This is a genomic window from Bacillus sp. F2HM, from assembly GCF_019266135.1.
Taxonomy (GTDB): Bacteria; Bacillota; Bacilli; order Bacillales; family Bacillaceae; genus Bacillus; species Bacillus safensis.
This window is the reverse complement of sequence record NZ_LRMO01000032.1, coordinates 1-23,500: the sequence shown is the minus strand read 5'-3', so window position 1 is coordinate 23,500 and position 23,500 is coordinate 1. Positions and strand designations below refer to the sequence as shown.

Genomic DNA, 23,500 nt, shown 5'->3' with positions numbered 1-23,500 from the left:
ACAAGGAAAGGTGGGCATATATGAAGCTTGACGATCTGATTATGAAAGCCGCCCAGCTGCAGAATAAAACGGCGGCTGTGGCTCATGCAGAAGATGAAGAAGTGCTTCATGCCATCAAGATGGCAATTAAGCGAAAGGTCGCTCGCTTTCTCCTGGTTGGGAACAAACGCAACCTGAAGGAGCTAGTGAAGCAGCATGAAATCAATGAGGACTGGATAGATATTATTCATTCAGATTCTCCCGAAGAATCTGCCAAAATTGCCGTTCAGGCAGTGAGCGAGAAGCATGCAGATATTTTGATGAAGGGGCATGTCCCGACAGCCGTTCTTTTAAAAGCGGTATTGAATAAAGAATATGGGCTCAGGACGGCAAGTGTCCTATCACATGTCGCGGCATTTGAAGTACCGGGCTTTGACCGCTTTATTTATGTCACGGATTCTGCGATGAACATCGCGCCCGATTTAAATATGCTGAAAGAGATTACGATCAACTCTGTTCAAGTAGCACAAGCTGTCGGAAACGACATGCCAAAGGTTGCAGTGCTCTCTGCGGTGGAGGTCGTGAATCCGGCAATGGATTCAACTTTGACTGCGGCAAGTCTTGCGCAAATGAATCGGCGGGGGCAAATTTCTGGCTGCCTGATTGATGGGCCTCTTGCTTTAGACAATGCCATTTCTCAAACGGCAGCTTCTCATAAAAATATTACGAGTGATGTAGCCGGCCATGCAGATATTTTGCTTGTGCCAACAATTGAGGCAGGGAACATTCTTTATAAATCTCTCATCTACTTTGCACATGCAAAGGTGGGAGCTGTGGTGGCAGGAGCGAAGGCGCCGATTGCTTTAACAAGCCGGTCTGATTCAGCCGAAAGTAAGCTTTATTCAATTGCGCTTGCCATCTGTACATCAAATTAAGCGGAAGTAATAGGAGGAATAACACAATGGAACTTTTTAAATATATGGAACGATACGATTATGAACAGCTTGTATTTTGTCAGGATGAGCAGTCTGGCTTAAAAGCGATTATTGCGATTCATGATACAACACTTGGGCCGGCACTAGGCGGAACGAGAATGTGGACGTATGAAAACGAAGAAGCAGCCATTGAGGATGCACTGCGTCTAGCAAGAGGAATGACTTATAAAAACGCGGCAGCAGGACTTAATCTTGGCGGCGGAAAAACGGTCATCATCGGCGATCCGAGAAAAGACAAAAATGAAGAAATGTTCCGTGCATTTGGACGTTACATTCAAGGGCTGAATGGCCGCTATATTACGGCAGAAGATGTCGGTACAACGGTAGAAGACATGGATCTCATTCATGAAGAAACAGATTTTGTCACAGGGATTTCTCCTGCATTTGGTTCATCCGGAAATCCGTCTCCAGTCACTGCTTACGGTGTATACAAAGGGATGAAAGCCGCTGCCAAAGCAGCATTTGGGACCGATTCATTAGAAGGAAAAACAATTGCCGTCCAAGGTGTTGGAAATGTCGCTTACAACCTGTGTAAACATCTGCATGAAGAAGGCGCGCAGCTCATTGTCACAGATATCAACAAAGACTCTGTCAAGCGAGCTGTTGAAGACTTCGGCGCAAAAGCAGTCGACCCTGACGATATTTACGATCAAGCATGTGATATTTATGCACCGTGCGCACTTGGTGCAACCATTAACGATGTGACCATTCCTAAGTTAAAAGCAAAGGTGATTGCCGGTGCAGCAAATAACCAGCTAAGAGAAACGCATCACGGTGACCTTATCCATGAAATGGGGATTGTATATGCTCCTGATTATGTGATCAATGCAGGCGGTGTGATTAACGTTGCTGATGAGCTTTATGGCTATAATGCAGATCGTGCGATGAAAAAAGTCGAAGGCATTTATCAAAATATTGAACGTGTGATTGAAATTTCAAACCGTGATGCCATTCCTACTTATAAAGCGGCAGACCGATTGGCTGAAGAGAGAATTGAAAGAATGCGCAAATCAAGAAGTCAATTCTTGCAAAATGGTCAACATATTTTAAGCCGTCGCTAATTTGAAGAATGAGTTGAAACGGAGGTTTTGTTTTTGCTGACAAAAGAATGGCGTATTCTCACGATTAATCCTGGCTCTACTTCAACAAAAATTGGTGTGTTTCATAATGAACGTTCTATTTTTGAAACGACACTAAGACATACAGATGAGGAATTAAAGCAGTTTCCTCATATCATTGATCAATTTTCATTCCGTAAAGAAACCATTTTGAAAACACTGCATGAACAGGGGATGAATATCTCAAAGTTTGATGCAGTTTGCGCGCGGGGCGGTCTCCTTCGTCCGATTGAAGGAGGCACATATGAAGTCAATGAGCAAATGGTGGAAGACCTAAAAGAAGGATATGCCGGCCAGCACGCATCCAATCTCGGCGGAATCATCGCGAGAGAAATTGCACTTGGCCTGAATATCCCAGCTTTTATTGTCGATCCAGTTGTAGTGGATGAACTAAAACCAATTGCTCGTATTTCAGGGCTGCCAACGATTGAAAGAAAAAGCATCTTTCATGCATTAAATCAAAAAGCAGTCGCAAGAAAAACAGCGGCTTCTTTTGGAAAAAGTTACGAAGATTTGAACATGATTATTACTCATATGGGCGGCGGTATCACTATTGGTGTTCATGAAAAAGGAAAAGTCATCGATGTCAATAACGGTCTGCATGGCGAAGGTCCTTTCAGCCCTGAGCGCGCGGGAACCCTGCCGACAGGTGATCTTGTGAATCTTTGTTTTTCGGGTGAGTATACCCAAGAGGAAATGCTCAAACGCATTATTGGTGAAGGCGGGCTTGCGGGCTATCTTGGCACGACAGACGCTGTGAAAGTGGAACGCATGATTGAAGCGGGTGATGAGCGGGCAGCGCTTATTTATGAAGCAATGTGCTATCAGATTGCCAAGGAAATTGGAGCGGCTAGCGCTGTCTTAAAAGGAGCAGTTGACGTCATTGTATTAACAGGCGGACTTGCGTACAGCAAACAAATTACGTCAAGTATTCGCGGCTATATTGACTGGATTTCTGATGTTGTCGTGTTTCCAGGTGAAAATGAGCTGCAATCGTTGGCAGAAGGTGCGCTTCGTATTTTAAAAGAAGAAGAATCACCGAAAGAATACCCAAATGATCAACAGAAAAAGAAAGGAGTGACAAGTCATGGCAACTGAATATGACCTCGTCATTCTTGGTGGAGGCACAGGCGGCTATGTAGCGGCCATCCGTGCCTCACAGCTTGGATTGAAAACAGCAGTTGTAGAAAAAGAAAAGCTCGGCGGAACATGTCTTCATAAAGGCTGCATCCCGTCTAAAGCGCTGCTCAGAAGTGCAGAAGTTTATCAAACCGTCAAACGCGCAGCTGATTTTGGTGTTGAGGCAGACGGCATTGCCTTGCAATTTGCCAATGTGCAAAAAAGAAAAACAGAGATTGTCGAAAAACTAGCAGGCGGCGTCAAACATTTAATGAAACAAGGAAAAATTGATGTATATGAAGGGATCGGCCGTATTCTTGGTCCATCTATCTTTTCGCCAATGCCAGGAACGATCTCCGTAGAAATGGCAAATGGAGAGGAAAATGAAATGCTCATTCCAAAGCAGGTTATCATCGCGACAGGATCAAGACCGCGTGTGCTGCCAGGGCTTGAAGCAGATGGAACACACATCCTCACTTCAGATGATGCACTTGAACTGCCAGAGCTTCCGCAGTCAATGCTGATTGTCGGAGGCGGAGTGATCGGAATCGAGTGGGCTTCCATGCTCAATGATTTTGGTGTGAACGTCACTGTGCTTGAGTTTGCAGACCGCATTTTGCCAACAGAGGATCATGACATTTCTAAAGAAATGGAAAAGCTATTATCTAAAAAAGGCATCACTTTTGTGACTAATGCGAAGGTACTGCCAGATAGCGTAGAAAAGCAGGAAAATCTCGTGACAATTCAAGCGGAAAAGGATGGAGACATTCAGACGTTTGAAGCGGAAAAACTCCTTCTTTCAGTCGGCAGAGTACCTAATATCGAAGGCATAGGTCTTGAAAACACGGACATCCAAACCGAAAAACAAGGCATTGTCGTGAATGAACATTATCAAACGAAAGAATCGCATATTTACGCAATAGGAGATGTCATTGGCGGGCTTCAGCTGGCACATGTCGCTTCTCACGAAGGTATGATTGCTGTAGAACATATGGCTGGGAAAGATCCAAAGCCGCTCGATGAAACGCTCGTATCTAAATGTGTTTACTCTCACCCAGAAACCGCTAGTGTTGGACTCACTGAACAGGCGGCAAAAGAGCAGGGCTTTGAAGTCAAAATAGGGAATTTTCCATTTATGGCGATTGGAAAAGCGCTTGTGTACGGGGAGTCTGATGGATTCGTCAAAATCATTGCCGATCAAAAGACAGATGATATTTTAGGAATTCATATGATTGGTCCTCATGTAACAGATATGATATCTGAAGCTGGATTAGCCAAAGTACTTGATGCAACCCCGTGGGAAGTGGGGCAGACGATACACCCGCATCCGACCTTATCAGAGGCGATTGGCGAGGCAGCCCTTGCTGTTGACGGGAAGGCGATCCATTTTTAATCAAGGAGGGAAACATGATGAGTAACATGCGTCATCAGGAATTAGGATTATCAGATGAACAAGCAATTGATATATACAGAACAATGCTTCTAGCAAGAAAAATCGATGAACGGATGTGGCTTTTAAACCGTTCTGGGAAAATTCCATTCGTCATTTCTTGTCAAGGGCAGGAAGCGCAGCAAGTCGGCGCTGCATTTGCTCTTAATAGAGAAGAAGATTACGTCTTACCTTACTATCGTGATATGGGGGTTGTCCTTGCTTTTGGGATGACAGCAAAAGATTTAATGATGTCTGGTTTCGCAAAACAAGACGACCCAAACTCAGGCGGAAGACAAATGCCAGGGCATTTTGGGCAAAGAGCAAATCGAATTGTGACTGGGTCGTCACCTGTCACAACGCAGGTTCCTCACGCGGTGGGAATTGCCCTTGCTGGACGATTAGAGCAGAAAAACTTTGTCAGCTTTGTCACGTTCGGTGAAGGATCATCAAACCAAGGTGATTTCCATGAAGGTGCTAACTTTGCTGCTGTGCATAAACTGCCTGTTATTTTCATGTGTGAAAACAATAAGTATGCGATTTCCGTGCCATATGATAAACAAGTAGCCTGTGAACGCATTTCAGATCGTGCGGTTGGATATGGGATGCCTGGCGTAACTGTTGATGGAAATGATCCGCTTGAAGTATATGCCGCTGTCAAAGAGGCGAGAGACCGTGCGGCTAGAGGCGAAGGCCCGACATTGATTGAAACAATCTCTTACCGTTTAACTGCGCATTCAAGTGATGACGATGATTCAAGCTATCGAGAAAAAGAAGAAGTGCTCGAAGCAAGAAAGAAAGATCCGCTCATCCAATATGAAACGTATTTAATCGAAGGAAAGGTCATGACTTCTGAAATGAAAGAAGAGATGACAAAAGAAATTATGCAAATCGTAAACGAAGCTACTGATGAAGCGGAAAACGCAGCTTATGCTGATGCAGAAAGCGCACTTCGTTACGTGTATGCGGAGTAAGGGGGAAGAAAAATGCCTGTTATGTCATATATAGACGCCATTACACTGGCGATGAAAGAAGAAATGGAGCGAGATCCGAAAGTGTTTGTGCTCGGAGAGGATGTCGGGAAAAAAGGCGGCGTATTTAAAGCGACAGCGGGTCTTTACGAGCAATTTGGAGAAGCGCGCGTCATGGATACACCTCTTGCAGAATCAGCCATTGCGGGTGTAGGTATTGGGGCAGCGATGTATGGAATGCGCCCAATTGCAGAAATGCAATTTGCGGATTTCATTATGCCTGCAATCAACCAAATCATTTCAGAGGCTGCAAAAATTAGATACCGTTCAAATAATGATTGGAGCTGTCCAATGGTCATCCGCGCACCTTACGGGGGTGGAGTACACGGGGCACTTTATCATTCACAATCGGTCGAAGCTATTTTTGCTAACCAGCCTGGTTTGAAGATTGTGATGCCTTCTACACCTTATGATGTCAAAGGTCTTTTAAAGGCTGCAGTGCGTGATCCAGATCCTGTATTGTTCTTTGAACATAAACGTGCATACCGCCTGATTAAAGGAGAAGTGCCTGAAGAGGATTACACTCTTCCGATTGGAAAAGCAGATGTGAAGCGTGAAGGCGATGATATCACGGTCATTACATATGGCCTTTGTGTCCATTTTGCGCTGCAAGCAGCAGACCGCCTTGCAAAAGACGGCATATCCGCTCATATTCTCGATTTGAGAACAGTGTATCCGCTTGATCAGGAAGCGATTATAGAAGCGGCTTCTAAAACAGGGAAAGTGCTTCTGTTAACGGAAGATACAAAAGAAGGCAGCATCATGAGTGAGGTTGCGGCAATCATTTCGGAGCATTGCTTATTTGATTTAGACGCACCAATCAAACGCCTGGCAGGACCAGATATTCCGGCAATGCCTTATGCGCCGACAATGGAGAAATTCTTCATGGTCAACCCGGATAAGGTAGAAGCTGAAATGAGAGAGCTAGCGGCGTTTTAAGAAAGAGGAGGGTTTCAAAGTGGCAATTGAACAAATGAAAATGCCTCAGCTGGGTGAAAGTGTAACAGAAGGAACCATTAGCAAATGGCTCGTTTCACCTGGCGATCATGTGAATAAATACGATCCGATTGCGGAAGTCATGACGGATAAAGTGAACGCAGAAGTCCCGTCATCTTTTACAGGAACGATTACAAAGCTATCGGCTGAGGAAGGCGAAACGCTGCAAGTAGGAGAAGTGTTCTGTGAAATAGATGTCGAAGGAAGCAAGCAGCAGAGTGTGAAAGAAGAAGCAGCACCTGAGCAAAGCGAAGTGCCTGAAGCAGATCAAACAAATGAGAATCAAAGTCAAAAGAAACGTTATTCTCCAGCCGTTCTTCGTTTAGCAGATGAGCATGGCATTGATTTAGCGGCTGTTCAAGGTACAGGAGCAGGCGGCCGAATCACTAGAAAAGATTTGCTGCAGCTCATTGAAAACGGCGGCGTCAAAGAGAAGACAGCACCTGTCAATGAACGAGCCGTTCAACCGGAGCCTGTGCAGCCATCTCAAGCAAAAGCGGCACCTGCCGTCCCTTCTATGCCTGGTGATGTTGAGCTGCCAGTCACGCCGATCCGCCAGGCAATCGCGGCCAATATGCTGAGAAGCAAACATGAAATTCCGCATGCATGGACGATGATGGAAGTTGATGTGACAAATCTTGTGACAAGAAGAAATCAGCTGAAAGATCAGTTTAAAGCAAAAGAAGGCTTTAATTTGACGTTCTTTGCGTTCTTTGTCAAAGCAGTGGCTCAGGCCTTAAAGGAATTCCCTGAAATGAACAGCATGTGGGCCGGAGATAAAATTGTGCAGAAGAAAGCAATCAATGTTTCGATTGCTGTCGCTACAGATGACGCTCTATTTGTTCCAGTCATTAAGGATGCGGATGAAAAGACCATTAAGGGCATTGCCAAAGAAATTCATGAGCTGGCGTCTAAGGTGAGACAAGGAACGCTCAAGCAAAGTGATATGGAAGGCGGTACCTTCACTGTCAACAACACGGGATCATTTGGTTCAGTACAATCAATGGGAATCATTAATTATCCGCAAGCGGCGATTTTACAAGTAGAATCGATCGTGAAGCGTCCAATGATCGTAAACGGAATGATTGCGGCAAGAGACATGGTCAATCTTTGTCTCTCATTAGATCACAGAGTACTAGATGGTCTTGTATGCGGCAGATTCCTTCAACGAATTAAACAAATCCTTGAAGGCATCGACGAGCAGACATCTGTTTATTAAAACAATATTTTTCCCCCTCCCGGCATGAGAGGGGGATTTCCACATCTAGGAGAAAGGAGCGATGATATGTCTGGACTAGATTTTTTTGCTTTTCTCACGATTGGTCTCATGTTTATCACAGCGATTGCGTTTGCTTTTCTGCGGTACATTTCTAAATCACGCAATCATCCCGAACGATTACTGCTTATCATATCGATCGTTTCAATCATTCAAATCGTGTACTGTCTACTGATTGTCGGCGGGTTTAAAGGAGCAGCCAATAGCTTTTTAGGAATATCACTTCTCGCCGGAACGCTTCTCGGATATGCACTTGAATATTTATACAGACGCTATATCAAAAAAACGCCCGAATCAAAATGATGTCGGGCGTTTTTTTATTCTGCTGGAACAATAAAGGTCAAATGGTGTTTTAACACTTCTAAAGAAGAGGGGGCCGTCATATAAACCTCACCATCTGTATCAGCATCCATTTCCTCTTTTGTGTGGATATGAATACTGGACGCTTGAATGAGAGACAGATCGCCGGTGAAATCCTCCAGCTCTTCCCGGTTCATTGAGAAGATTTCTTTTAAAGCAGAGAAACTCGTATTTCTGCAAATTAAGATTTCTGCTTTTCCATCATCTATGGCTGCATGAGGCAAATCAATTTTATTTGTACCGATAAAATGTCCATTCATGACAAGAACGATGACAGCTTCCTCTTCCCAGCTTTCCTCTTCTGTCTCAATGCGTACGTGAAAAGGATCTGTTTGCTGCAGGGTGCGCAGCGCACTTGTGAAGTAGCTGATTTTGCCAAGTACGGCTTTTTCCTTGTCATTAATATTGTTGGACGTGTCTGCGATCAGCCCAATTCCCCAAAAGTTTAACACGTATCGATCTTCTGCTTTGATTAAGTCGACCTTTTTCTCTTTGCCGTCTACAATCATTTGAGCGGCTTTTTGCATTTGTTGAGGAATACCTAGTGTTCTAGAAAAATCATTGCATGTCCCGCCTGGTAATATCGCTACAGCGGGCCTTTTTTCTAAACCGCCAATGCCGTTCATGCATTCATGCACGGTACCGTCTCCGCCTAATATGATGAGCAACTCCACCGTCTCATCAATTTGACGGCAGAAATCATAAGCATCATTTGGCTGCTTTGTTGGTTTTAAAATGAGTTCATCAATATGTAGAGAAAGAAGAGGCACTGTTTGACCGAGTGTTTTTTCCATGTTTTTTTGTCCAGCATTTCCATTATAAATGAGCATCGCTTTTTTGAATTGTGCCATCACGCAGTTCTCCCTTTCATCTCTTTATCATCACTTTTCCCCAATTTGACAGCCCATAAACGATGTTTGGAAAAAGAGGCCATGGATAAGACAACACATTTGCCCGCAGGCGTTTTCCTTGATATGATAGAGTTAAAATGGTTTTGGTACGCAAAAGGAGTGGACGGACATGAATATTGATTTTAATTTATTTATGAATGATATTGTGAAACAAGCGAGAGAAGAAATTAAGCAGGCAGGCTACACTGAGCTCACATCAGCTGAAGAAGTAGACGAAGCACTGACAAAAAAAGGAACGGCACTTGTTATGGTGAATTCAGTATGCGGCTGTGCAGGCGGTATTGCAAGACCAGCTGCCGGCTATTCTGTTCATTACGATAAGCGTCCAGATCAATTGCTGACAGTGTTTGCTGGACAGGACAAAGAGGCAACGGCAAGAGCCCGTGAATACTTTGAAGGCTTTCCGCCATCTTCACCATCTTTTGCCTTATTAAAAGATGGAAAAATCATTAAAATGGTCGAGCGTCATGAAATTGAAGGGCATGAGCCAATGGAAGTTGTGTCAAAACTACAAGCCGCTTTTGATGAGCATTGCGAAGAAATCTAACATATGACTTTTGAATGAATAAATATAAAGCAGTCCGGTCTTTAGATCGGTCTGCTTTTTGTTTTATAAGACAATAGAATCAAAATAATTTTAGCAAAATACTATTGCATCTTAAAAAGAAAGTGTTTAAAATACATTATAGTGAATAAATATTCAAAACAATACATGATTTTAAATACTGGGAGGCATTATCATATGAAAAAGTGGTTATTATTACTTATGACAGCTGGTCTTGCAGCTGCACTCGCAGCTTGCGGAACTTCTTCTAATAATTCAAACGCATCAGGAGATGACAAGACACTCGTGATGGCAACATCAGCAGATTATCCACCATTTGAATCAAAAGACGGAGATAAAATTGTCGGTTTTGATGTAGATCTTGCAACAGCACTAGCGAAAAAGAACGGCTACAAGCTAGAAATTCAAGATATGGACTTTGCTAGCCTTGTATCAGCCCTCAAAACAAACAAAGCTGATATTGTCCTTGCAGGAATGACACCTACAGAAAAACGTAAAAAGCAAGTCGATTTCTCTGATGTTTATTACAATGCTAAAAACTTGGTTGTATCAAAGAAATCTAGCGGTATTAAGGCAGAGAAAGATTTAAAAGACAAAACAGTCGGCGTTCAATTAGGTTCTATTCAACAGGATGAAGCAAATGGACTGCAAAAGAAATATAACCTAACAGTTGAAGACCGTAATAAAATTTCTGATATCATTCAAGAGATTAAAGCAGGCCGTTTTGATGCAGCAATTATTGAAGATAAAGTAGCTGCTGGTTACTTGAAAAAGGAAAAAAACTTCCAAGCATTTGGATTGAACAGCTCAAACGAAGGTTCAGCCATTGCATTCAAGAAAAACAGCGACTTAACAGCGAAATTTAATAAATCATTAAAAGAAATGAAAGATAATGGCGAACTTGATAAATTAATTAAAAAATGGTTTGCTGATGAAAAGTAAGTCAGGAAAAGGATCAGCGTCATTCCAGAAAATCAAGTAGAAAAGCGCTGAAAAGTTCAACTCATGTTGAACTTTTTTCCTGTTTTGTATGAAGGCAAAAAAAAGGAGAATGTCATGTTTGATTTTAAAGATGTAATACCTCAGATGCCCTTTATTCTAGAAGGACTTAAGGTCACGCTTTCTATAGTAGTGGTATCCCTTTTACTTGGATTTATCTTAGGAATTTTATTAACGCTTTGTAAAATTAGTGTGTTTAAACCGCTCATTTGGCTTGCAGATTTTTATACGTCAATTTTCCGAGGCACACCGCTTGTGCTTCAATTGCTCATTATTTATTTTGGTCTGCCTCAGCTTCTTGGGTTTCAAATCGACCAATACTGGGCTGCTGTAGCGGCCTTTTCACTCAACTCGGCGGCATACGTATCTGAAATTATTCGTGCGGGTATTAATGCCATTGATAAAGGTCAAAAAGAAGCAGCCGTTGCTTTAGGCATCCCTTATGCTAAAATGATGAAGGACTTATTGCTTCCGCAGGCGTTTAAAAATATTTCACCTGCACTTGTGAATGAGACGATTACACTGACAAAAGAATCAGCGATTGTAACAGTCATCGGACTGGGTGATGTCATGAGACGAGCCTATCAAGCAGGGGCCGTCACGTATAATTATCTTGAACCGCTTATTTTTGCGGGTCTTATCTATTATGTCATCGTGCTTGTTCTCACCTTTGTCGGCAAATCGGTGGAAAGGAAGTTAAAATCAAATGATTAAAATAGAGAAACTCACAAAATCTTTTGGTAAAAACGAAGTTTTAAAGGGGATCGACACCACCATTAAAGAAGGGGAAGTTGTTGCGGTTATTGGACCATCTGGTTCAGGAAAATCGACGTTCCTCCGCTGCATGAATTTACTTGAAAAGCCGACTTCTGGTGTCATTACAATTAAGGACACCAAAATCACCAATCCAAAAACGAATGCACTAAAAGTGCGTGAGAACATCGGAATGGTGTTTCAGCATTTCCATCTCTTCCCGCATAAAACCGTGCTGGAAAATATCACGTATGCGCCAATGAATGTGAAGAATCAATCGAAGGAAGACAGTATCAAGCAAGCTGAAGACCTGCTCAAAAAGGTAGGGCTTTTAGAGAAAAAAGATGATTTCCCTAACCGTTTGTCCGGCGGTCAAAAGCAGCGTGTGGCGATTGCGCGTGCGCTTGCGATGACACCAGACATTATGCTGTTTGACGAACCAACGTCTGCTCTAGATCCAGAAATGGTCAAGGAAGTATTAGAAGTCATGAAAGAGCTGGCTCAATCTGGAATGACACTCGTCATCGTCACACATGAAATGGGCTTTGCAAAAGAAGTGGCTGACCGCGTGATCTTTATGGATGATGGGAAAATTGTAGAGGATGCAAACCCTGTGCAATTTTTTGAATCACCGTCTTCACAGCGTGCGCAAGACTTCTTACAAAAAATATTATAAAGAAATAAGAGAAGGAGACTTAACATCTCCTTCTTTTTTTGATTATAATGGGGAAAGTAAAAAAAGTTCATCATTTCACAAAAGTGAATGGAAACAAGACAGAAAAGAGTGAATCACATCATGTTTAAAATCGGCTACCGAACGCTGAAAACAGCATTAGGAACAGCGATCGCTATTTATATTGCACAATTGCTTGGCTTGCAAAATTATTCAGCTGCCGGGATTATTACGATCCTGTGTATTCAGGTGACAAAGAAAAGATCCCTCTTAGCATCGGGAGCCCGCTTTGCAGCATGCAGTCTCGCTATTTTATTTTCTTATTTATTTTTCGATCTGATCGGGTATCATCCTTTTGTGATCGGTTTGATGCTGCTTGTCTTTATTCCAACAACGGTTCTGCTTCGAATTAAAGAAGGGATTGTCACAAGTTCAGTCATCATTCTCCATTTATACATGTCTGGCGGGATTACCCTGCATCTCATCTGGAATGAACTGCTGCTGATTACCATTGGTGTTGGGGTAGCGCTGATTATGAACCTCTATATGCCAAGTGTTGATAAAAAACTCAAACGCTACAGCGAACAAATTGAAGCCAACTTTGCTAAAATCTTTGAAGAAATCGAGCAATACTTAATGACAGGGAAACAAGACTGGACAGGAAAAGAAATACCAGAGACACATCAATTAATTAAAGAAGCAAAAGCTCTTGCATATCGTGATGTTGAAAACCATGTATTAAGACATGAAAACCTGTACTATCATTATTTCAACATGAGACAAAAGCAATTTGAAATCATTGAGCGTGTGCTGCCCAAAATTACGTCGATTTCCGTCACAACGGAGCATGGACAAATCATTGCAGAATACATTAGAGACTTACGCGAACATATTCACCCAGGGAACACAGCGCATAAGTTTTTAAGACGTCTCATTGATATGAAAGAAGAATTCGACGCACTTCCGCTCCCGCAAACAAGAGAAGAATTTGAGGCAAGAGCGGCACTCTTTCATTTCCTCGGTGAAATGGAACAATATTTAGTACTGAAAAGCTATTTTAAAGGGATGAAAGAATAGAGACGCATGAGTTCCTCCTTCATTGGTCAATCTAATGAAAAAGGAGGAGCCTATGCGTCTTTTATTTTATACCGTACTGACCATGTCCCTTTCACCTATCTGGCCGCTTGGACAAAACCCGCTGCCAGGTGACCCATTTGTCATTATTAATAAACAAACAAATGAACTTGCCTTTATTGATCAAGGGAAAATTCAAAAAGTATATCCTGCCTCTACAGGAAAAACAGCAGATTTAACGCCAGAAGGTGAATTTACCATTATGATCAAAGCGAAAGATCCCTATTATAGAAGAAAAAATATTGAAGGCGGTGCGAAGAATAATCCTCTTGGACGAAGATGGATTGGATTTGATGCACGAGGAACAGATGGCAGAACCTATGGAATTCATGGAACGAGTGATGAAACTTCGATTGGGAAATTTATCACGGCAGGCTGTGTGAGACTTCATAATCAAGATGTAGAGCTACTGTTTGATCAGCTTCCAATTGGAACAAAGGTATGGATTACAAAATCAAGTGCTTCCTTTGAAACGCTTGCCAAAGACAAACAGGCCATTCGTTGATATCCCGAATCACCTGCTTGTCTGCTCTTATTCAATCCTTATAAAAAGGCTGCTGCTCCTGCTAAAAGTGAAGAAACTAACAGCAGGCTAATCATAAGCAATACCATAAATTTCATGAATTTTTGAGACATATCGCACCCCTATAACCGAAGATTTTTGCGACAAGCGCAGTTGTCTTTATTTTATCTGGTTTTTTCATATGCGACAAGTGATCAGCAAAGGAAGTGAACGGATGACACAAATCGATCATATTGCCATTGCCGTCTTTTCTATTAAAGAAACATCTCAAACGCTTCATCAGCTATTTAATTGGCATTTTTCAGACATACAAGAGATTCCTGAGCAGGAGATAAAAGCGTCCTTCGCTTCACTAGATGATCTGCACATTGAATTAATTGAGCCGATCTCAGCCCGCAGTAAACTACATACCTTTTTAACAAAAAGAGGAGAGGGCCTTCATCATATTGCGTTAAAGTCAGATGACATTCAAACGGATCTTAGCCGTCTCGATCACCTTGGCGTGCAGCTTCTCCAAAAAACAGCACAGATGGGCGCCAGCGGAAAGCAGATTGCCTTTATTTCACCTAAAGAAACGTCAGGTGTGTTATTTGAATTGTGCGGGTCCTTGAAAGGAGAGAAATATTGCGATGAATGAATCGTTCAATGACTTGTCTGAATGGCGGAATAAAGCGTTAATGGGCGGCGGCGAAAAACGAGCAGCGGCTCACAGAAGCAAAGGAAAGCTGACGGTTCGAGAGCGGCTGCATGAACTTCTTGACGAGGGCAGCTTGATGGAAATTCAGTCATTTGCAACAGGCGGTCTGTCAGAGCATGTTGGTGACGGCGTCGTCATTGGAACGGGACTCATTCACGGTAAGCCTGTCTGTGTTTATGCACAAGATGCAACCGTATATGGGGGCTCATTAGGCGAAATGCATGCAAAAAAAATTGTCTCTTTAATGGATTTGGCAGCTAAAAATCAGATGCCGGTCATCGGTCTAAAAGACTCAGGTGGTGCGAGAATTCAAGAGGGTGTGGTATCATTAGAAGGATACGGACAGATTTTTAAACGGAATGTGCTGTACTCTGGTCGAATCCCGCAAATATCAGTTATTTTAGGTTCATGTGCTGGAGGAGCAGTTTATTCTCCTGCTTTGACTGATTTTGTCTTTATGACAGAGCAAACAGCTCATATGTTTTTAACTGGACCGAAAGTAATAGAAAAGGCAACAGGAGAAACGGTCTGTCCTGACCGTCTTGGCGGTGCAAGTGTTCAGCATCAGACGAGCGGGAATGTGCACTATACTGGGGAAGATGAGAAGGACGTGTTAAAAGCGGTTCGAACTCTTTTAACGTACATACAAACGAAACAGCAGGATGTCATGCACGCTGGGGCACGAAAGCATGATACCGCCGATCCAGGCAGAATTTTGCCAAAGGATCCCTCACGAACTTATGATGTCAAACAAGTGGTGACAGCGATAACCGATCCAGACTCATTCTTTGAAACGCAGCCTTGTTTCTCAAAAAATATTGTCACAGGTTTTGCCAGATTACAAGGAGCCTCCATTGGTGTTGTTGCCAATCAGCCAAAGGTGCTGGCAGGCAGCCTTGATCTTGACGCTGCCGATAAAGCGGCCAGGTTTATTCGATTTTGCGATGCGTTTCATATTCCGATCTTAACCCTTGTGGACGTTCCTGGTTTTTTACCAGGAGAAAAAGCCGAGCATGCGGGAATTATCCGCCATGGGGCAAAGCTTTTATATGCGTACGCTGAAGCAACTGTTCCAAAAATCACTGTGATTTTAAGAAAGGCGTTTGGCGGTGCATATGTCGCGATGAATAGCAAGGGCTTAGGAGCTGACTTTGTTTATGCATGGCCAGAAGCCGAAATTGATGTTATGGGGAAAACGTTCGCAGACGAAATCGTTCATCCTGCTTCGCGCAAGTCTGAAAACAAACCAAGTGTATGGAAAGCGGCTCAGGCAGGTCTGATAGATGATATTTTCATGCCGACTGAAACGAGAGAGCGATTGATCCGCTCATTTGATGTGCTTCGCAGTAAGGAAGAAGATAGACCGTTAAAAAAGCATGGCAACATGCCGCTATAAGAGGAGGAGCATCATCCATGATCAATGAAAAACGCTTACTAGACGAATTTTTAGAATTAGTTCAGGTTGATTCAGAAACAAAACACGAAGAGAAAATTGTTGAAGTATTAAAAGGAAAATTCTCGCAGCTTGGTCTAAAAGTGGTTGAAGACGATTCAAAAGCGGCAACAGGCCACGGTGCAGGCAATCTTGTCTGTACTTTAGAAGGGAATCAAGAGGCAGATACAATTTATTTCACTTCTCATATGGATACAGTTGTACCAGGGAATGGCGTAAAACCAGTCATTGAGGACGGCTATGTGAAAACAGATGGAACAACGATTCTTGGTGCTGATGATAAAACAGGACTTGCTGCTATGTTTGAGGCGATCCGCGTACTGAAAGAGAAAAATTTACCGCATGGAACAATTGAATTTGTGATCACAGCAGGCGAGGAATCAGGACTTGTTGGAGCAAAAGCGTTAGATCCGAATTTGATGACAGCGAAATACGGCTATGCCCTTGATTCAGATGGCAAGGTCGGTACGATTATTGTAGCTGCACCAACACAGGCAAAAGTACGCGCAACGATTTACGGAAAAACCGCTCACGCTGGTGTCGCGCCTGAAAAAGGTGTGTCTGCGATTACCATTGCATCAAAAGCAATTGCTAGCATGCCGCTTGGCCGGATTGATGAAGAAACAACGGCGAATATCGGCCGTTTTGAAGGCGGAACACAAACGAATATTGTGTGCGACCAAGTTGATATTTTGGCGGAAGCACGCTCTTTAGAACCAGCAAAAATGGAAGCTCAAGTAGCGAAGATGAAAGAAGCCTTTGAAAAAACCGCTAAAGAAATGGGCGGAAGTGCCGATGTACAAATTGACATCATGTATCCAGGCTTCAAATTCTCACACGGCGATCAAGTCGTAGAAGTGGCGAAAAAAGCGGCAGCAAAAATTGGCCGTCCTTCAGAACTGCAGACGAGCGGCGGAGGCAGTGATGCAAACGTCATTGCAGGCAACGGCGTCCCAACTGTCAACCTAGCTGTTGGATATGAAGATATTCATACGAAAAATGAGAAAATGCCGATTGAAGAATTAGTCAAAACAGCTGAAATGGTTCTCGCCATTATCGAAGAAACGACAAATCCATCGTAAAGGCAGGAGACTCTGTGAGCACGCAAAAGATTATTATTTTTCAGGTGGGGCAAGAGGAGTTTGGCATCAGTGTAGAGCATATTCGTTCGATTGAGAAGGTCCCTTACTTACAAGAAGTATCGAACCTTCCAAAAGAAATTAAAGGGCTGATGTCATTAAGAGGAGAGGTCATTCCTGTCAGTGACACAGGCGTGATGCTTCACGGAAAGCCTCTTGATGTGAACGAGCAGTCCAAGGTGCTGTTATTTGAAGTAAATGATCAAATGATTGGCTGTCTTGTCTCAGATGCAAAAGATATCATCGATATCGAGCAAAGCGAGATCAAGCCATTTCATATGAACACGAAGGCCTCTGAATATTTCTTCGGCGTTGTGGAGCGAGAAAACAAAATGATTTTACAAGTGGACCCAAATAAGTTCCTTGGGAAAATTGAGGACCTCGATCAATTGCCAGACCGGTTGAAAGAAGAATTGGCATAATGAAAAACCCCTTATCTTTAAATAAGGGGTTTATTTTTATTCAGCAGCTGGTTTGGCTTGTTCGTTAGCCGCAGCTTTCGTTTTTGATTTTTGGTACATGACATTTAAAATAATCGTTTGAATCGTGAGTAATAGTCCGCTTGTCATCCAGTATAAAGGAAGAGCAGCGGGTGCATTGATTGAAAGAAACAGCATCATGATTGGGAAAATCATGCCCATTACTTTCGCTTGCTTCAGCGCAGCTTCTGTCTGGGTGCCTGATTGCTTCGCATATTTTTGCGTGACATAAAATTGCAAGAAATACATAGCCCCTGCAAAGACCGCTACCAATAAATCGGTTTGTCCCAAGTTAAACCATAAGAACGTATGAGTTGCGATCTCAGGTGTTGAGCGGATCGCTGAATAAAAGCCAAGAACAATTGGAATTTGAATCAGCATAGGCAGACAGCCCATTGCCAGCGGGTTCACATTGTTCTCTTTATATACTTTCATCATTTCCATTTGCAGTTCTTTTTGTTTTTCAGGATCTTTCGTTTTCTTCAATTTGCTTTGTATTTGGTCAATCTGAGGTTTCACCAGTGCCATTTTTTCCTGCATGACTCTTTGCTTCTTAAATTGATTCGCAAAAAGCGGGAAAATCAGCAGGCGGACAATCAAGGTGACAAACATAATGGATAAACCATAATCATCATGGAAAAAGTTCGCAAGCCAAATGATCAGCTCAGAAAAAGGCTGAACAAAATAATGATGGAAAAACCCATCAGAGCTCGTATTCGTTTGCGCACTCGCTGCAAATGCAGGTGACGCAATCATCATCAAACATAAAGTCGTAAAAACAGTCAATAAACGTTTCAATTCGTTTCCTCCTCATGATTAAAAAATTTAATTAGTGAGAGGAAGCGAATGGTCTTCATCATCATTAGATGATCTTTTCATTCGAATGACTTTACTAATCCAAGTTGTAATGCGATCATATATGATAAACAGAAAGTCTGTTCGATTCAAGCAAGATGCGTCCAACTCTTCCAAACGATGTCCACCAAGGTGTTCGTTCATACGGCAGTCTTTTAGTAAAAACGCAATGCCGATGGCCGTCAGCGCTGGAAGAATAATCGTAAAGAATTCAACAAGGAAAAAGACTTCATTGAATGTATCAATAATCATGATTATCACATCCATTTCATTACTCACAGTGTACTATACACTATATGAAATGTCTATTGGAACAAACATGAAGTAACCATAGTCAATAAATGTAGGAGGCAGGCAAATGGTTGATTCTCAAAGAAAGGGTCGAATTATTTTTCATATTGATATGAATAGTTTTTATGCATCGGTCGAAATGGCATATGATCCTTCTTTACGAGGGAAACCTTTAGCCATCAGCGGAAATGCAAAAGAGCGTAAAGGGATTGTTGTGACGTGCAGCTACGAGGCAAGAGCACTAGGTGTGAAGCCCCCGATGCCTTTGTGGGAGGCGAAGCGGCTATGTCCGGGACTCATTGTCCGCACACCGAACTTTGACCGGTACCGCAGCTCCTCACAAGAGATGTTTACAATACTAAGAGAATACAGTGATTTAGTCGAACCTGTATCGATTGATGAGGGCTATATTGATTTAACGCATACGCCATATGCCGAGCATGCGGTAAAAACGGCTCATGATATTCAAACAAGGCTTGTAGAGGAACTGATGCTTCCTTCAAGTATCGGCATTGCACCGAATAAATTTTTAGCGAAAATGGCGTCTAATTGGAAAAAGCCAATGGGCATCACCATATTGCGTAAACGAGATGTTCCAAACATGCTCTGGCCGCTCCCTGCTGGTGACATGCACGGGGTTGGACAAAAAACGGCAGATAAATTGAAAAAGATCGGAATTCATACCATTGAAGACTTAGCGAAAGCGAATGAGTATACGCTAAAAGAATTGCTTGGCATTAATGGACCGAGATTAAAGCAAAAGGCGAATGGTGAACATGACGGTATCGTAGACCCAGAAAGAATATACGAATTTAAATCCGTCGGCAATTCATCCACTCTGCCTCATGATTCGGATGATTCAGATGAACTTGTCACGTTAATTGATAAGCTGTCACAATCTGTGAGTGCAAGGTTACGGAGAAAAGAAGTAATGGCGAACCGGCTGCTCATCATGATTCGGTATGCAAGCTGGAAAAATATCACGCGAAGTGTCATGCTCACAAATCCAACGGATCGAAAGGAAGAAATATTTGAAGCGGCAAAGCAGTTATTCCTGAAACATTGGAATGACCAGCCAGTGAGGCTCTTAGGTGTAACGGGGACAGACCTTGTCGAACGAAAAGCAGCCGTTAAACAGCTTGATTTATTTTCATATACAGAAGATGCAAAAGAAGAGCCCCTCCAAACCATTTTAGATGGACTGAAAGAAAAATATGGAAAACCATTGGTGCAAAGAGGGATCACCATTAAGGAAAAAGAGAGTAAAACAAGCGGGACAAGTTTCAATAAAGATTTTTTTCAGGACGAAAGAGGAAATGACTAGCCTGAAAACTTGATAAAAGAGGTGATGTTGTGGTAATTTCAAAGGGTACATCATTTCAGCAGTAATCAATATAGTGTGTTAGAAGGGACGTCAGAATTATGTCAAAACAACAAATCGGTGTGGTTGGACTAGCCGTTATGGGGAAAAACCTTGCCCTCAATATTGAAAGCCGCGGTTTCTCCGTATCCGTTTATAACAGATCTAGCAGCAAAACAGAAGAGTTTCTGCAAGAAGCAGAAGGAAAAAACGTTGTTGGCACATACAGCATCGAAGAATTTGTTCAGTCGCTTGAAACACCGCGTAAAATTCTTTTAATGGTAAAAGCTGGTGCAGCAACAGATGCAACCATTCAATCATTACTTCCTCACCTAGAGAAAGGTGACATTTTAATTGATGGTGGAAATACATATTACAAGGATACACAAAGACGTAATCAAGAGCTTGCAGAAAGTGGCATTCACTTTATTGGTACAGGTGTTTCCGGCGGTGAAGAAGGCGCGCTAAAAGGTCCTTCCATCATGCCAGGCGGTCAAAAAGAAGCACATGAGCTAGTGAAACCAATTTTAGAAGCGATCTCTGCGAAAGTAGATGGCGAGCCTTGTACAACGTATATCGGCCCAGATGGAGCAGGACATTATGTCAAAATGGTTCATAACGGTATCGAGTACGGAGATATGCAATTGATCTCTGAATCCTACTTTATCTTGAAGCATGTTGCTGGATTGTCAGCAGGGGAGCTTCATGAAGTATTCTCAGAGTGGAATAAAGGCGAGCTTGACAGCTATTTAATCGAAATTACAGCTGACATTTTCACAAAAGTGGATGAAGAAACAAACCAGCCGCTTGTGGATGTGATCTTAGATAAAGCTGGTCAAAAAGGAACTGGAAAATGGACAAGCAAAAGCTCACTTGATCTAGGTGTCCCGCTTCCAATCATTACTGAGTCTGTTTTTGCGCGCTACATTTCAGCAATGAAAGATGAGCGAGTGGAAGCAAGTCAATTGATCCAAGGTCCTGAGCCTGCGCAATCAGCTGAGAATAAACAAGAGCTGATCGAAGCGGTTAGAAAAGCCCTATTCATGAGTAAAATCTGTTCTTACGCACAAGGCTTTGCGCAAATGAAAGCAGCGTCTGATGAATATAACTGGGATTTAAAATACGGTGAAATTGCGATGATCTTCCGCGGCGGATGTATCATTCGTGCAGCCTTCTTACAACAAATTAAAGAAGCATATGACCGTAATCCTGAACTGAAAAACCTATTGCTTGATCCATACTTTAAGGATATTGCTCAAAACTATCAATCATCACTTCGTAAAGTCATTTCACTTGCAGTGGAACAAGGAGTTCCTGTTCCTTCATTCTCAAGTGCACTTGCTTACTTTGATAGCTATCGCACAGCTGTCCTTCCAGCGAATTTAATTCAAGCACAGCGTGACTATTTCGGTGCACATACGTATGAGCGCACAGATAAAGAAGGCGTATTCCATACTGAATGGATGAAATAAATAGAGAACGACTGAAAAACCTTACCTTTGGTAAGGTTTTTTTGTTTGCATCTTTTCGGCTAAAAATGTGAAAAAGAGGGATGCTATGTAAAAAAGACAAGGAAGTAGGGATAGAGGTGGGCATCTTATATGCACTTCTCCCAGCGATATTTTGGGGAAGTATTGTTCTCATCAGTGTCAAATTAGGCGGGAATGCGTATCAGCAAACCCTCGGCATTACGCTCGGCGCGTTTTTATTTTCGATTGTAGCTTTTTTCATCAAAATGCCAGAGCTGACACCGCTTATATTTGCGGTTTCCGTCATTTCAGGAATCTTTTGGAGTATTGGACAAATGAATCAGCTTTCAAGTGTCGCTTTTCTCGGCGTGTCTAAAGCGGTTCCTTTATCAACGGGCATGCAGCTTGTGAGCACAACGCTATTTGGCGTCATGGTCTTCAAAGAATGGCAGACGATGACGGTCATACTCATTGGTTCTTGCGCCATTTTACTAATCATTGCAGGTGTTGTCATGACATCGCTCGGTCAAAAAAAGAATGGCGGTGAGGATGGCAGAGGCAATTTTAAAAAAGGGATCATTATTCTTCTCATCTCAACCGTTGGCTACGTCGGATATGTCGTCATTTTAAGATGGTTTGATATTGATGGCTGGTCTGCACTCGTCCCGCAATCTGTCGGCATGCTGCTTTCATCCTTAGCGATTAGTTTAAAGCAGGATCCATTTAGTAAATATACGTTTAGAAATATCATTGCCGGTCTTGTTTGGTCAACAGGAAATCTTGGGCTGCTTTTGGCCATTCCATTAATTGGCGTAGCCGTAAGCTTTTCGATGTCACAAACAGGGATTGTTATCTCAACGCTAGGCGGCATTTACTTATTAAAAGAGAAAGCATCGAGAACAAGCTTTGTCATTGCAGGCTGCTTGATGATTATTGCAGGCGGTGTGCTGCTAGGCTTTACAAAATAGGAGGTTACACGAATGTATCCAGATTTAGAAGGAAAAACAGTTGTAATTACAGGCGCAGGTACAGGAATTGGCCAAGCGATGGCACGCCGATTTGGACAAGAAAAAGCCAATGTGGTGATCAATTACTTCTCCGATAAAGAAAATCCGGATGACACCATTGCAGAAATTCAAAAACATGGCGGACAGGCTGTGAAAATCAAGGGAGATGTATCAAAGGAAGAGGATATGCAGGCGATGATTAATAAAGCTGTTGATACATTCGGCAGTCTTGATGTGATGATCAATAACGCAGGCATTGAAAATGAAGTGCCTTCCACCGAAATGACACTGGATAATTGGAACAAAGTGATGTCTACCAATTTAACAGGTATGTTTCTAGGATGCCGTGATGCACTGAGGTATATGACAGATCATGGGATAGAAGGCTCGATCATTAATATGTCGTCGGTTCATCAGCAAATTCCTTGGCCTCATTTTGTGCATTATGCAGCTAGTAAAGGAGGCGCCAAGCTTTTGACAGAAACATTGGCGCTTGAATATGCCCCTAAAAAAATCCGTGTAAACAGTATTGCACCAGGCGCCATTGATACCCCGATTAATGCGGAAAAATTCGATGATCCAGAATTGAAAAAAGGCGTGATTGAGCTGATTCCAATCGGCTATATTGGAAAGCCGGAAGAAGTGGCAGCATGCGCTGTCTGGCTGGCATCGAAAGAAGCAAGCTATGTTACCGGCTTGACGTTATATGTAGACGGGGGCATGACAAAGTATCCAGGTTTTCAGGCAGGAAAAGGATAAGACAATGAAGACAAAGAGCGTGATCGCTCTTTCAGCGTGTATACAAACCCTCGCATTCGGTGTCAGGTCTTCGCTCCGGTGCTCACGAATGTCAAATTCGCTCCGCTCCAGTGCTCGTCCTTCCTAGACT

26 protein-coding genes are annotated in these 23,500 nt (G+C 42.7%); 22 read left to right on the top strand and 4 right to left on the bottom strand.

What is annotated here, in order from left to right; genetic code table 11:
• Nucleotides 1–20: 20 nt before the first annotated feature.
• The 8 genes from yqiS (at nucleotide 21) to AWT60_RS17445 (ending at nucleotide 8,246) form a co-directional block, all read left to right on the top strand.
• Nucleotides 21–914 (top strand): phosphate butyryltransferase, encoded by an 894-nt coding sequence (gene yqiS / locus AWT60_RS17480; RefSeq protein ID WP_041106819.1) that lies wholly within the window; start codon nucleotides 21–23, stop codon nucleotides 912–914.
• A 26-nt stretch (nucleotides 915–940) separates the two neighbouring features.
• The gene (bcd, locus tag AWT60_RS17475) at nucleotides 941–2,035 is read left to right on the top strand and encodes a branched-chain amino acid dehydrogenase (protein WP_003215658.1); all 1,095 of its coding nucleotides are present in this window, start codon (nucleotides 941–943) and stop codon (nucleotides 2,033–2,035) included.
• A 33-nt stretch (nucleotides 2,036–2,068) separates the two neighbouring features.
• Nucleotides 2,069–3,190 carry a butyrate kinase gene (gene buk / locus AWT60_RS17470; RefSeq protein WP_044334053.1) on the top strand — a complete coding sequence of 374 codons (1,122 nt, stop codon included), beginning with the start codon at nucleotides 2,069–2,071 and terminating at the stop codon, nucleotides 3,188–3,190.
• Entirely contained in the window at nucleotides 3,180–4,604 is a 1,425-nt protein-coding gene (gene lpdA / locus AWT60_RS17465) for a dihydrolipoyl dehydrogenase (RefSeq protein ID WP_218677567.1), read from the top strand. Before buk ends, lpdA begins: the two co-directional genes overlap by 11 nt.
• 17 nt (nucleotides 4,605–4,621) lie before the next feature.
• Nucleotides 4,622–5,614 (top strand): thiamine pyrophosphate-dependent dehydrogenase E1 component subunit alpha, encoded by a 993-nt coding sequence (locus AWT60_RS17460; RefSeq protein ID WP_041117931.1) that lies wholly within the window; start codon nucleotides 4,622–4,624, stop codon nucleotides 5,612–5,614.
• A gap of 12 nt (nucleotides 5,615–5,626) precedes the next feature.
• On the top strand, nucleotides 5,627–6,610 hold the full coding sequence (locus AWT60_RS17455; protein ID WP_024422925.1) for an alpha-ketoacid dehydrogenase subunit beta: 984 nt from the start codon (nucleotides 5,627–5,629) through the stop codon (nucleotides 6,608–6,610).
• A 19-nt stretch (nucleotides 6,611–6,629) separates the two neighbouring features.
• Nucleotides 6,630–7,886 carry a dihydrolipoamide acetyltransferase family protein gene (locus tag AWT60_RS17450; RefSeq protein ID WP_218677566.1) on the top strand — a complete coding sequence of 419 codons (1,257 nt, stop codon included), beginning with the start codon at nucleotides 6,630–6,632 and terminating at the stop codon, nucleotides 7,884–7,886.
• A 66-nt stretch (nucleotides 7,887–7,952) separates the two neighbouring features.
• Nucleotides 7,953–8,246 carry a YesK family protein gene (locus tag AWT60_RS17445; RefSeq protein WP_024428019.1) on the top strand — a complete coding sequence of 98 codons (294 nt, stop codon included), beginning with the start codon at nucleotides 7,953–7,955 and terminating at the stop codon, nucleotides 8,244–8,246.
• 14 nt (nucleotides 8,247–8,260) lie between these two features.
• On the opposite strand, the gene AWT60_RS17440 is transcribed toward AWT60_RS17445, so the two are convergent.
• A complete protein-coding gene (locus AWT60_RS17440) occupies nucleotides 8,261–9,154 on the bottom strand; it encodes a YegS/Rv2252/BmrU family lipid kinase (RefSeq protein ID WP_034280279.1) in 894 nt (297 codons plus the stop codon).
• Nucleotides 9,155–9,323: 169 nt separating this feature from the next.
• Here AWT60_RS17440 and AWT60_RS17435 point away from each other — a divergent pair, with 169 nt between their 5' ends.
• From AWT60_RS17435 to AWT60_RS17410, 6 genes are all read left to right on the top strand, one after another.
• Nucleotides 9,324–9,761 carry a BrxA/BrxB family bacilliredoxin gene (locus tag AWT60_RS17435; RefSeq protein ID WP_024428021.1) on the top strand — a complete coding sequence of 146 codons (438 nt, stop codon included), beginning with the start codon at nucleotides 9,324–9,326 and terminating at the stop codon, nucleotides 9,759–9,761.
• 195 nt (nucleotides 9,762–9,956) lie between these two features.
• Nucleotides 9,957–10,721, top strand: a complete 765-nt coding sequence (locus tag AWT60_RS17430; protein WP_197203033.1) for a transporter substrate-binding domain-containing protein — start codon at nucleotides 9,957–9,959, stop codon at nucleotides 10,719–10,721.
• Between the two features lie 114 nt (nucleotides 10,722–10,835).
• The gene (gene artQ, locus AWT60_RS17425) at nucleotides 10,836–11,492 is read left to right on the top strand and encodes an arginine ABC transporter permease ArtQ (RefSeq protein ID WP_024422919.1); all 657 of its coding nucleotides are present in this window, start codon (nucleotides 10,836–10,838) and stop codon (nucleotides 11,490–11,492) included.
• Complete coding sequence (artM, locus tag AWT60_RS17420) at nucleotides 11,485–12,207, top strand: arginine ABC transporter ATP-binding protein ArtM (RefSeq protein WP_218677565.1); 723 nt, start codon at nucleotides 11,485–11,487, stop codon at nucleotides 12,205–12,207. Before artQ ends, artM begins: the two co-directional genes overlap by 8 nt.
• A gap of 120 nt (nucleotides 12,208–12,327) precedes the next feature.
• Entirely contained in the window at nucleotides 12,328–13,281 is a 954-nt protein-coding gene (locus AWT60_RS17415; protein WP_024422917.1) for an aromatic acid exporter family protein, read from the top strand.
• Nucleotides 13,282–13,333: 52 nt separating this feature from the next.
• On the top strand, nucleotides 13,334–13,843 hold the full coding sequence (locus AWT60_RS17410) for a L,D-transpeptidase (RefSeq protein ID WP_041106809.1): 510 nt from the start codon (nucleotides 13,334–13,336) through the stop codon (nucleotides 13,841–13,843).
• A gap of 38 nt (nucleotides 13,844–13,881) precedes the next feature.
• Here the strand turns inward: AWT60_RS17410 and prli42 are convergent, their stop codons facing one another.
• Nucleotides 13,882–13,974 (bottom strand): stressosome-associated protein Prli42, encoded by a 93-nt coding sequence (prli42, locus tag AWT60_RS17405; protein ID WP_149126490.1) that lies wholly within the window; start codon nucleotides 13,972–13,974, stop codon nucleotides 13,882–13,884.
• A gap of 101 nt (nucleotides 13,975–14,075) precedes the next feature.
• On the opposite strand from prli42, the gene mce reads away from it, so the two are divergent.
• Genes mce through AWT60_RS17385 form a run of 4 tightly spaced genes read left to right on the top strand, consistent with a single transcriptional unit; the run spans nucleotide 14,076 to nucleotide 17,572 of the window.
• Nucleotides 14,076–14,498 (top strand): methylmalonyl-CoA epimerase, encoded by a 423-nt coding sequence (mce, locus tag AWT60_RS17400; RefSeq protein WP_218677564.1) that lies wholly within the window; start codon nucleotides 14,076–14,078, stop codon nucleotides 14,496–14,498.
• Nucleotides 14,491–15,954, top strand: a complete 1,464-nt coding sequence (locus AWT60_RS17395; RefSeq protein ID WP_080769498.1) for an acyl-CoA carboxylase subunit beta — start codon at nucleotides 14,491–14,493, stop codon at nucleotides 15,952–15,954. The genes mce and AWT60_RS17395 overlap by 8 nt, the downstream gene beginning before the upstream one ends.
• Before the next feature lie 17 nt (nucleotides 15,955–15,971).
• Complete coding sequence (locus AWT60_RS17390; protein ID WP_041106803.1) at nucleotides 15,972–17,093, top strand: M20/M25/M40 family metallo-hydrolase; 1,122 nt, start codon at nucleotides 15,972–15,974, stop codon at nucleotides 17,091–17,093.
• 14 nt (nucleotides 17,094–17,107) lie between these two features.
• Nucleotides 17,108–17,572 carry a chemotaxis protein CheW gene (locus AWT60_RS17385; protein ID WP_024422912.1) on the top strand — a complete coding sequence of 155 codons (465 nt, stop codon included), beginning with the start codon at nucleotides 17,108–17,110 and terminating at the stop codon, nucleotides 17,570–17,572.
• A gap of 36 nt (nucleotides 17,573–17,608) precedes the next feature.
• Here AWT60_RS17385 and AWT60_RS17380 read toward each other — a convergent pair whose 3' ends face one another.
• Nucleotides 17,609–18,427, bottom strand: coding sequence for a membrane protein insertase YidC (locus tag AWT60_RS17380; protein WP_025093006.1), 819 nt, complete (start codon nucleotides 18,425–18,427; stop codon nucleotides 17,609–17,611).
• Nucleotides 18,428–18,454: 27 nt separating this feature from the next.
• Entirely contained in the window at nucleotides 18,455–18,736 is a 282-nt protein-coding gene (locus AWT60_RS17375; protein ID WP_024422910.1) for a hypothetical protein, read from the bottom strand.
• A gap of 106 nt (nucleotides 18,737–18,842) precedes the next feature.
• On the opposite strand from AWT60_RS17375, the gene AWT60_RS17370 reads away from it, so the two are divergent.
• The 4 genes from AWT60_RS17370 to AWT60_RS17355 all read left to right on the top strand — a co-directional run bounded on the left by AWT60_RS17370 (nucleotide 18,843) and on the right by AWT60_RS17355 (nucleotide 23,370).
• Nucleotides 18,843–20,099 (top strand): DNA polymerase IV, encoded by a 1,257-nt coding sequence (locus AWT60_RS17370; RefSeq protein ID WP_218677563.1) that lies wholly within the window; start codon nucleotides 18,843–18,845, stop codon nucleotides 20,097–20,099.
• A gap of 98 nt (nucleotides 20,100–20,197) precedes the next feature.
• Complete coding sequence (gene gndA / locus AWT60_RS17365) at nucleotides 20,198–21,607, top strand: NADP-dependent phosphogluconate dehydrogenase (RefSeq protein ID WP_041086071.1); 1,410 nt, start codon at nucleotides 20,198–20,200, stop codon at nucleotides 21,605–21,607.
• A 116-nt stretch (nucleotides 21,608–21,723) separates the two neighbouring features.
• A complete protein-coding gene (locus tag AWT60_RS17360; RefSeq protein ID WP_218677562.1) occupies nucleotides 21,724–22,572 on the top strand; it encodes a GRP family sugar transporter in 849 nt (282 codons plus the stop codon).
• 12 nt (nucleotides 22,573–22,584) lie between these two features.
• Nucleotides 22,585–23,370: a glucose 1-dehydrogenase gene (locus tag AWT60_RS17355; protein ID WP_218677561.1), complete on the top strand. Its 786-nt coding sequence runs from the start codon at nucleotides 22,585–22,587 to the stop codon at nucleotides 23,368–23,370.
• The last annotated feature ends 130 nt before the right edge of the window (nucleotides 23,371–23,500 follow it).